Annotated in this window: 7 protein-coding genes and 1 pseudogene; all 8 read right to left on the bottom strand. The window is 47.0% G+C overall.

Annotation, left to right across the window (positions count from 1 at the left end; translation table 11 throughout):
* Positions 1-283 precede the first annotated feature (283 nt).
* Positions 284-3,025 (bottom strand): bifunctional acetate--CoA ligase family protein/GNAT family N-acetyltransferase, encoded by a 2,742-nt coding sequence (locus RIC07_RS24135; RefSeq protein ID WP_446396722.1) that lies wholly within the window; start codon positions 3,023-3,025, stop codon positions 284-286.
* 245 nt (positions 3,026-3,270) lie between these two features.
* Positions 3,271-3,834, bottom strand: a complete 564-nt coding sequence (locus RIC07_RS24130) for a hydrogenase maturation protease (protein ID WP_446396721.1) — start codon at positions 3,832-3,834, stop codon at positions 3,271-3,273.
* Positions 3,835-3,920: 86 nt separating this feature from the next.
* Complete coding sequence (locus tag RIC07_RS24125) at positions 3,921-5,087, bottom strand: SpoIIE family protein phosphatase (RefSeq protein WP_006106165.1); 1,167 nt, start codon at positions 5,085-5,087, stop codon at positions 3,921-3,923.
* Between the two features lie 142 nt (positions 5,088-5,229).
* Entirely contained in the window at positions 5,230-5,736 is a 507-nt protein-coding gene (locus RIC07_RS24120) for a PAS domain-containing protein (protein ID WP_446396720.1), read from the bottom strand.
* Between the two features lie 93 nt (positions 5,737-5,829).
* Entirely contained in the window at positions 5,830-6,087 is a 258-nt protein-coding gene (locus RIC07_RS24115) for a (2Fe-2S) ferredoxin domain-containing protein (RefSeq protein ID WP_006106178.1), read from the bottom strand.
* A 16-nt stretch (positions 6,088-6,103) separates the two neighbouring features.
* On the bottom strand, positions 6,104-6,877 hold the full coding sequence (gene pflA / locus RIC07_RS24110) for a pyruvate formate-lyase-activating protein (protein ID WP_446396724.1): 774 nt from the start codon (positions 6,875-6,877) through the stop codon (positions 6,104-6,106).
* Positions 6,878-7,171: 294 nt separating this feature from the next.
* A complete protein-coding gene (gene pflB / locus RIC07_RS24105) occupies positions 7,172-9,457 on the bottom strand; it encodes a formate C-acetyltransferase (RefSeq protein WP_446396723.1) in 2,286 nt (761 codons plus the stop codon).
* Between the two features lie 529 nt (positions 9,458-9,986).
* Positions 9,987-10,204, bottom strand: a pseudogene (locus RIC07_RS24100) (hypothetical protein); the annotation flags it as partial.

Genomic DNA, 10,204 nt, shown 5'->3' with positions numbered 1-10,204 from the left:
GGGAAGCCGGGGGAGCTGGGGAAGCCGGGGGAGCTGGGGAAGCGGGGGAAGCGGGGGTACATTTTTCCTGAGCAAGGTGATGCCATACTTATGAAGAATACTACCCGATTTCCTTGAATCAAACCCTCTGTCAATAAAGCTTAAAGTATTGATGGGCTTTGCGATTTTGGCTTTGTGCAGCAAGCCCTACTATAGCAGAAGCGTCTGGTTGTTGAGATCTCAAGTTCCGTAGGGGTACGACATGTCGTACCCCTACGATTCAGCCTCTGTGGGTCAGTCCTAACTATAAACGAATCTCGGCTTGGACTAAATCATTACCTGCCCGTTCCAGATGGAACCCCACTTTTTCCGCCACCTTCTGCATCGGCACATTCTCTGCCAGAATATCAGCAGTAATCCGCGTCAGTTTCTCTTGGCGACCCACTTGAATAATGCGTTTCAGTAATTCCGTCCCTAATCCGCGACGCTGATAGGGGTCACTAATTAACATAGCGAATTCCCCTTCATTAATCCCATGCATCTTACTCAATCGCGCCACACCCAAGATTTCGTGTTCTCCGGTTTGCGGATTTTTATAGTCCGCCACCAGTGCCATTTCCCGATCGTAGTCGATAAAGCAGATGCGGGTTAATCGTTCATGGGCAATCCGCCGACTCAGCTTCATTAAGCTGAAATAACGCAAATAGACACTTTCTTCCGATAGCGTTTGGTGGAATTGCACGATTAAAGGTTCATCCTCTGGACGAATCGGACGAATTGTTATCGGCGTGCCATCATTAAGCTGCCATGGGGTGACGTACTGCCGAGGATAGGGACAAACCGCCGTTTTGGGCAGTTGGTTTTCCTCAACATCTAAATCGTGGAGGATAATCCGGGCATCTAAGGCGATGAGTCGATCTGAAGACGCTTGCAGGGGATTAATATCAATTTCCTTGATCCAACGCTGTTCAATCACCAACTGACTAAAGCGAACCATAATCTGCTCAAGTTCGGCTAAATCAATGGCTTGACGCCCCCGCACCCCTTTGAGTGCCTTATAGATTTGCGTCTGTTCGATCATCCGCCGCGCCAGGGTAGTATTCAGAGGTGGGAGTGCGATCGCGCGATCCTTGAATACCTCAACTAACTGTCCCCCAGACCCAAAGACTAACACCGGTCCAAACTGCGGATCAACGATGCTGCCGATAATCAGTTCATAAGCACCATCCTGGCGCACCATTTCTTGAACCGTAACCCCCAAGAAATGTTCAGCGCCGACTTTCTCCGTCACCGTTGATTTAATCGTGTTATACGCCCAACGCACCGCTTCTTCATCGGTGAGATTTAACTGAACCCCACCCACATCAGTTTTATGGGTAATGGTTTCCGAGAAGAGTTTCAACACCACCGGGTATCCCAGAGAATTTGCCCAATTCACCGCATCCTCTTCTGTTTTTGCCACCCCAGTATGCACAATCGGGATATTATAGGCAGCGAGTAGTTGTTTCGATTCCAACTCCGTCAGAATCGTCCGTCCCGCCTTGCGTGCCGTTTCAATCATCTGCTGCGCCAAAGCGCGATCGGGTCCGGTTTCTTCGGATGAGGGTAAAATCGGCGTTTCGTAGATTCCACTCAGGTTGTAGCTGTACTGCCACATTAAATTAAATAACCGCGCCGCATCATCAGGGTAGGGATAGGTGGGAATGCTGGCACGGTTGAGTAAGGTTTCCCCAGTTTTGGTTTCTGATCCTCCCATCCAACTAGCAAACACGGGTTTCCCAGCTTTCTGGGCATAAGGTTTTAACTGTTCGGCAATTTGGGTAGGATCAGTCATGGCTTGGGGCGTGAGAATCACCAGCAAGCCATCGCTGTTGGGATCTTCAACCGCAATGTCAAGGGCTTTGGTATAGCGATCGGGATCAGCATCACCGAGAATATCAATGGGGTTGCCATGACTCCAATGGCGGGGCAGGATTTCGTTGAGGGCAGTTACCGTATCCTCCGAGAGTTCTGCCAATGAACCACCCGCGCTAATTAGGGCGTCTGTTGCTAATACCCCTGGTCCCCCAGCATTAGTAATAATGGTTAAGCGGGGTCCTTTGGGACGACGGGGTTGTTTCGCCCACACCTCCGCCATATCAAACAGTTCGGAGATGGTATTCACGCGAACTACACCACAGCGGCGGAAGGCGGCATCCAGGACATCATCGCTACCTGCTAAAGATCCGGTATGGGAGGCTGATGCCTTGGCGGCGGCTTCGGTTCGCCCGGTTTTAATCACGATAATCGGCTTGGTTAATGCCACTTCCCGCGCCGCTGAAAGGAAGGATCGGGCATCGCCAATGGATTCCATATAAATGACGATGCTATGGGTGTGGGGATCATCACCGAGATAGTAAATCAGATCCCCCCAACTTACATCCATCATCGAACCAATGGAAATAAAGGCGCTAAAGCCGACATTTTCCCAGAAACTCCAATCGAGGACAGCGGTACATAATGCCCCACTCTGACTAATAAACGCCAAATTACCAGGACGCGCCATGGTACTGGCAAAAGTAGCATTTAACCCACTGCGCGGACTCATTAAACCCAGGCAATTCGGACCAATAATTCGCATCTTGCCCCGGGCGGTTTCCAGGATTTGCTTTTCTAATTCAACTCCCTTAGACCCTGTTTCTTTAAATCCCGCTGAAATAATAATCGCACTTTTTACGCCAACCTCAACACACTCTTGGACAACGCCGGGTACAAAAGGGGCGGGTATGGCAATGATCGCCAGATCCACGGGATCAGGTATGTCTTTAATACTCGAATAAGCAGGAATTCCCAAGACACTATGGCGTTTGGGATTGACTGGAAAAATGGTTCCCCCGAAGGGATTACTCATTAAATTCCATAGCAGGGTTCGCCCCACACTGCCCTCTTTATCCGTCGCCCCAATCACAGCAACGGTATCGGGGGCGAAGAAGGAGTGCAGGGGTTGACGTTCCGAACGCAGAATATCATACGCTGGATCGGTGGTTGGTTTAAGTGGCTTAACCATTGTTTTTTCCTTTCCTTATTAATACGTCTGGGGAAAAATTGAAACGGAACGGTTAACACTGAACACACAAGGATTAAAACCTAGGGTTCTCCCTGATAATCTGCCATCTCAGTTGGGGAAGGTGAGGAAGGTGGGGAAGATGAGGAAGGTGAGGAAGATGAGGAAGATGAGGAAGATGAGGAAGGTGAGGAAGATAATAGTTTGAAGTTTTACCCTTCAGTTAGTTCGAGGGTATGGCGCGTGAATTAACTCACCATCTCCCCTATCTCCCCCTGCTGCCCCTGCTGCCCCTGCTGCCCCTGCTGCCCCTGCTGCCCCATCTCGGTGCAACCTGATGATAATTGAGTCGGCGATTCCGCTTGTATTGCCAACAGGCGATGAATATGAAGCAGGGCGTCGGTAACTCCCTGTTGGGCAATAGGTGAGAGGGTTTCGCCAAACTCGAAGTCAACAGCGGGGATAGTAACCAGCCAAGCGGAGGGAGAATGATCATAAAGGGCTTGGGCTAACGCTAACAGCGATCGCGGATCACAATGATGCCCGACCGAGATTGTATCAGCATCCTCCGATCGCAGGGGAAAGACTTGCACCGTGGCTGTCTCTCCAGATACCGGATAAGCATCCACAAAAATCGCCCCCTCCACAGTGGCTAAGGTTTGTGCCAATTCTGGAGTCAGTTGGTGCCGGGAAAGCGATCGCACTCCCAGGCATCCCCACTCTTGTACCCGCATTGCCACAACTTGACCCACACCGTCATCCCGCCGCAGCGTATTCCCATAGCCAATCACCACCCATTGGTCATTTGTCATTGGTTGTATGTCCTTTGTCCTTCGTCAGGCTTGACTGGATGTTTACAGAACCTAACATCATTCCCCTTGATCTCCACTGACCTAACTTAGCAGTATTCTAACTGGACTTCTTTTTTGTGATTTTGCAAATACTTCACTACCTCTTCTACTAAATTTCGGCGGATGGAAATGTTTTTGGGTAACAGCGGATTTTGGTAAAATTCGTTAATTTTCTGCCCCACCAAGAAAAGTACCGAATCCGCCATCAAGATTTCCTTAGCCAGAAGCGCCGCCCCATTGCGATCACTCGGTAAGCGATCGATATCACATTTACATTTTTTTAAGATTTCTAGGCTTTTGGAGATCGTTAATATCCCTTCAGTTACCAGGTCAATTTGGCTTAACTTCCCAATCGGTGGCAAATCTGGTCGCATCGTGGCAATATCCATTTCTACCTCTTCACCCAGATATTTGCCCACAATATTTCCCGTGGTTCCACCACAGATCACTTTTCTGCCCTCAAAGTTTAATAAGCGTTCCACATAAACCTGATCGTGACGTTGATCTAGAGGGGGTCCGGTAAAAATCATTAACTCATTACGCTTCCGCACACAGACGCCCACAAACGTGGCATCATCCCCAATTTTCCCTTGATAGAGGTTGTGCGTTTCGCCAATCACTTTACGGACAATATTACGAGCAGTGTAGGTATCCCGAATATATAGGCTTTCAATGTATTTGGCAATATTTTCCCAGCCCCAGCCAAAATTTAAGACCGCACCCAGCCCCGCATACAAGACGCCATCACTAATCGCCCCCAGGAAATCTCCCCGTTCTAAATGCCCTTCGGAAATAACAATATCTTTCTCCAGAATTTTCTCGGTTCGGGTTTCAACCGGGACAGGTTTTCCTTTCCTAAAATGAAAAATGGGGGGGTTGTCAAAGTTTATAACTTTAAATTTATTAGTTTTATGATTAATCCGAATTATAGTAAACGTGGCGTAAGCAATTTTCCGGACACTACAAATTGGCAACGTACCAATCACCGTTTCAATCACCTCGGTTAGAGGCAGATCGGCATTCAACATGGTGATCAAGATTTCCGTCGTCAGCGTTGCCAGGATATTCGCCTTGACACCACTTCCCAACCCATCCGATAAAACAATCGTTGTTTTATCCTTTGTCTTGATAAACTTAACCTGGTCGCCACACAGTTCCTCTCCCTTTTTATTTAAGCTTAAATCATAGATATCCAGAAAATGATCACGACTCATAAGCTTTTATATTATAGTGTTAAACGACTACTCCCCCTGCTCCCAGACGTAGCATGCTACGTCTCTACATGGCTTCCCCTGCTCCCCCTGCTCCCCCTGCTTCCCCTGCTCCCCCTACTTCCCCTGCTTCCTAACCTATTTTCTACCCCATCTCCTGTTCCACCATTTGAATAATCTTCAATAGACTCACCTTCGTTGTTGCCGTCGTTTCTCCTAATATCCCCGCAATTTCTTGGACAACTTTCATTTGATTATCCACCACCTCATTAACCTTTTCCACCGTTTCCCGCTTAACTTTTATCAATTCTCGCTTACGCTGTAACTCATAACTCATATTCACCAAAATAGCTGCAATTATATTTTCCTCTTTAATCGGAAAAATAACTTCTCTGACATAAAGTTGGTGATTAGCGTACTCTTTTTCCTTCCCCTGAATCACCTCATCATTATCCCAGACTCGTTGAAAATCACTGACATCTGTCAAAATAGTGGAGGCGGACTCACCAATAGTCGCCTCCTGTTCTACATTAAACATTTTGCAAAAGGCAGGATTCACCAGCTTGATTGTCATATCTTTATCCACGACAATCAAACCGTTGGGATCATACCGCCACAATAATTCCCACAAACTCTTATCATTACTTGCCATAGTATTTATTGATCAAGGTGCTATTGCCAGGTTAAGTGAAACTTATTGTTCCCTGTTCCCTGTTCCCTGTTCCCTGTTCCCTCTCCCTATACATCATTGAATACAAGGCAGAATCTCTTGTTTAAACTTTTGCTCAACATTGTTAGCATTGATATTGACAAAAAATTTATCCTTAAACTTCATCACAATACCAGCGCTACAGGTTTCCAAACAAAAGGAACCCTTTAATTCAACCTTATCCTCCAAATTGTAGGTGCTAATCAACTGCTGAATTTTGGGTAATACTTCATAAACACCCAATTGATGACACGCTGAACCCATACATAAATAGAGATTTTCTTTCCCGTCCATGGTCTACACCTCAATCTTACTGCACATTCAGCCCCTGTCTTTGAAAGATGTCCATAACCTGCTGTACCTGTTGGGGCGTTGGCGAGGGTGTGTCTTTAAGCTGATAGTCATACCCTAGTTGTTGCCATTTATACTCTCCCATTTTGTGAAACGGCAGAACTTCGACTTTTTCCACATTGTCCAAGCTAGAGACAAACTGGGCTAATCCCTCGATACTCTCTAGGTTATCGGATAAATTGGGAACTAGGACAAAGCGAATCCAGGTTGGCTTTTTAATCTCACTCAGATACTGGGCAAACGCGAGTGTCGGTTCGAGGGAAACGTTGGTAATCTTAAAATAAATTTTGGGATCAAAGGATTTGATGTCCAACAAGACCAAATCGGCATGATCCAGTACAGGTTTAGCGACATCCAAGTTGACATAACCCGACGTATCTAGGGCGGTATGAATCCCTTGGTCTTGGCAACGTCGGAAAATTTCGCGGACAAATTCCGGCTGCATCAAGGGTTCACCCCCTGTTATGGTAACGCCGCCGCCGGAAAAGCGCATGTAGGAACGATACTTTGGGATCTGGGTCATCAGTTCATCAACCGTAACCTCCTGACCTTCACGAATACAGCGACTATCCGGATTGTGACAATAAAGACAACGCAGGGGACAACCCTGGGTAAAAATAACAAAGCGGATACCTGGACCATCCACCGTACCGCAGCTTTCTAAGGAGTGAATGCGTCCTTTTACAGAGGTTTTAGGAGTGGCGATTGGGGATTGAGAAATTGATGATTGCATTACCATAGTTCAAATGTTGAGTGTTCCAAACGTGGCATTATTCGTCGGTAGGGGCAGATTTGATGACTATCGTTTACGAAAGCACCTAGATGTAACTAAACCCGCCCGTGTGTAGGGGCGGGTTTCACAACTATCGTTTACGAAAGCACCCAGATGTAACTAAACCCGCCCCGACTTGGCTTTATTCGAGGAAACCTGGTGCGTGATCCTTCGCTTTGTCGTTTTAGCTGGTGGGCAATGCCCACCCTACGCTATATCTATATCTAGGATTTCGGCGAACCAAAACTATTGCACCTAAATCCGTTCGTGGAATGTGCGATTAATCACATCCAGTTGCTGTTCGCGGGTTAACTTAATAAAGTTCACCGCATAACCCGATACCCGAATCGTTAACTGCGGGTATTTCTCTGGATGATCCATCGCATCTAGCAGAGTATCGCGATTGAAGACATTGATATTGATATGATGACCCTCATCATGGAAATACCCATCCAGCATTCCCACCAAATTAGTCACCTTCGCATCATCCGTCTTACCCAACGCTTGCGGCACAATGGAGAACGTATAAGAAATCCCATCTTGGGCATGTTCATACGGTAGTTTCGCCACTGAAGCCAAGGCTGCGATCGCGCCATTGCTATCACGACCATGCATCGGGTTCGCACCCGGGGCAAAGGGTTCCCCAGCTTTGCGTCCATCAGGGGTACTTCCGGTCTTCTTCCCGTACACTACATTGGAGGTAATCGTGAGAATCGACTGGGTAGGAACAGCGCCGCGATAAGTCTTATTCTTGCGGACTTTATCCATAAACGCTTTCACCAGGTTGGCAGTAATCTCATCTGCTTGATCATCGTTATTGCCAAACTTGGGATAATCTCCTTCTACCTGATAGTCTACGGCGAGACCCTGGTCATTGCGAATAACTTTCACCTTGGTATATTTAATCGCCGATAACGCATCGCCAACCACCGACAAGCCAGCAATCCCACATGCCATTGTCCGATAAACATCCCGGTCATGCAGCGCCATTTCCAAACGCTCATAACAATATTTATCGTGCATATAGTGGATTACGTTGAGGGTATTGACGTAGAGTTTCGCCAACCACTCGATCATTTGGTCGAATTTCCCCATCACCTCGTCATAATCAAGGTACTCTGAGGTAATCGCTGCCAGTTCCGGACCGATTTGTTCGCCCGCTTTTTCATCCTTACCGCCATTAATCGCATAGAGTAAGGCTTTCGCCAGGTTAACCCGTGCGCCAAAGAACTGCATCTGTTTGCCAATCGGCATTCCCGATACACAGCAGGCAATGCCATAATCATCACCATAGTGCGATCGCATCAGGTCATCGTTCTCGTACTGAATCGAACTGGTTTCTACCGATACCTTGGCGCAGAACCGCTTAAAGTTCATCGGTAGCCGTTCTGACCACAGTACCGTTAAATTTGGTTCCGGTGCAGGACCCAAGTTATAAAGCGTATGCAAGAAACGGAAACTGGTCTTCGTCACCAACGGACGACCATCTTCACCCATGCCGCCAATGGCTTCGGTTACCCAAACCGGGTCACCGGAGAACAGTTCATTGTAAGCTGGTGCCCGCAGGAAACGCACCATCCGCAGTTTCATCACGAAATGGTCAATTAATTCCTGCGCCTCGGATTCGTTCAGCGTGCCGTTATTTAAGTCCCGTTCAACATAAATATCTAGGAACGTAGACACCCGTCCCAAGGACATCGCCGCACCATTTTGTTCCTTCACCGCACCCAGATAACCAAAGTACGTCCACTGTACCGCTTCTTGGGCATTTGCCGCCGGACGGCTAATATCACAGCCATAGCTAGCTGCCATGTCTTGCAGTTCTTTTAGCGCCCGAATTTGCTCAGAAATTTCTTCCCGTTGTTGGATAACGGACTCATCAATCGCATCGAATTCCAGGGAATCTTGCTGCTGTTTTTTATCCGCAATTAAACGGGTGATTCCATATAGTGCAACCCGGCGATAGTCACCAATAATTCGACCCCGACCATAGGCATCCGGTAACCCCGTAATGATCCCAGAATGTCGCGCCTTCCGCATTTCCCGCGTATAGGCATCAAACACCCCATCATTATGGGTTTTGCGATAGTTGGTGAAAATCTCTTCTGTTTGGGGATCAAGCTGATAGCCGTAAGCTTCCAGGGATTTCTTGACAACTCGGATACCACCCAAGGGCATAATTGCCCGTTTTAACGGTTTATCGGTTTGGACGCCGACAATTTGTTCCAGGTTTTGATCAATATAACCCGGTGCATGGGCAGTGATACTGGTGGGGACTTTGGTATCGACATCTAAAATACCCTTTTCCCGCTCTTGCTGCATTAAATCGCAGACTTTTTGCCAGAGTGTTTTAGTCCGTTCCGTTGCTCCGGCAAGGAAAGAGTCGTTTTGTGTGTATGGGGTATAATTCTTTTGGATGAAATCCCGGACATTAATTTCATTCGTCCATTTACCGGGATTAAAATTCTGCCATTGTTCGCATAAAACACTAGCTGTCTCATGCTTTTGTGTAGATGTTTTAGGTGTAACTGTCCCAACCATAGGCATTATTTACCTCTTTTTTTGTGCAAAGTTTTGAACGTTAGACGTAGCCCTGACCATTCTTGTTTAGAAGGTTTGGTCAACAGTCTAAGGTGATTGTGGTTCTGCTAAAAACTCGTAGCGTTTTATTTGTACCTCAGGCTCTTGACTCTAGTCATGGGTCTCTAGGAAGAACAGTAAGGTTGATCCTAACTAAATCTATTCCTTGCGGTCTATTTAGCCTGGACGTTTACCGCTCTCTCTAACTGTCTATCTCTATCGTAACTCCATGGATATTAAATCAGCAAATTTTGGAGAAGTCAATCTAATTCTTTACAAATATTTTTAATGTCAAGGTTGGGTGATTTTTCTAGAAACTGTGGGGATAATACCTACCCATTCAAATCAGTTTGGTGTTAAAATAGAAAGATATTTTAAAAAGAATCTCCCTATATCCGGATCACCTCATCAGCTTAGGGATACTGCTGGCGAGTTGGAAAAACCTAACCCCCCAGCCCCCTTCCCTTTTAGATCCCCCTTCCGTCCCCCTTCAAAAGGGGGAAACCAGAGGATGCTTCGCTTTTTGTTCCATGGGGGAGGACAGAGGCAGTATCCTTACGGTTTCCGGGCGTATGACCAATGACCAATGACCAATGACCAATGACCAATGACCAATGACCAATGACCAATGACCAATGACCAATGACCAATGACCAATGACCAATGACCAATGACCAATGACCAATGACCAATGACCAATGACCAATG

It is taken from the genome of Coleofasciculus sp. E1-EBD-02 (assembly GCF_040218245.1).
Classification (GTDB): domain Bacteria; phylum Cyanobacteriota; class Cyanobacteriia; order Cyanobacteriales; family Coleofasciculaceae; genus Coleofasciculus.
The sequence above is the reverse complement of the archived record's forward strand: the minus strand, read 5'-3'. Positions and strand labels throughout refer to the sequence as shown.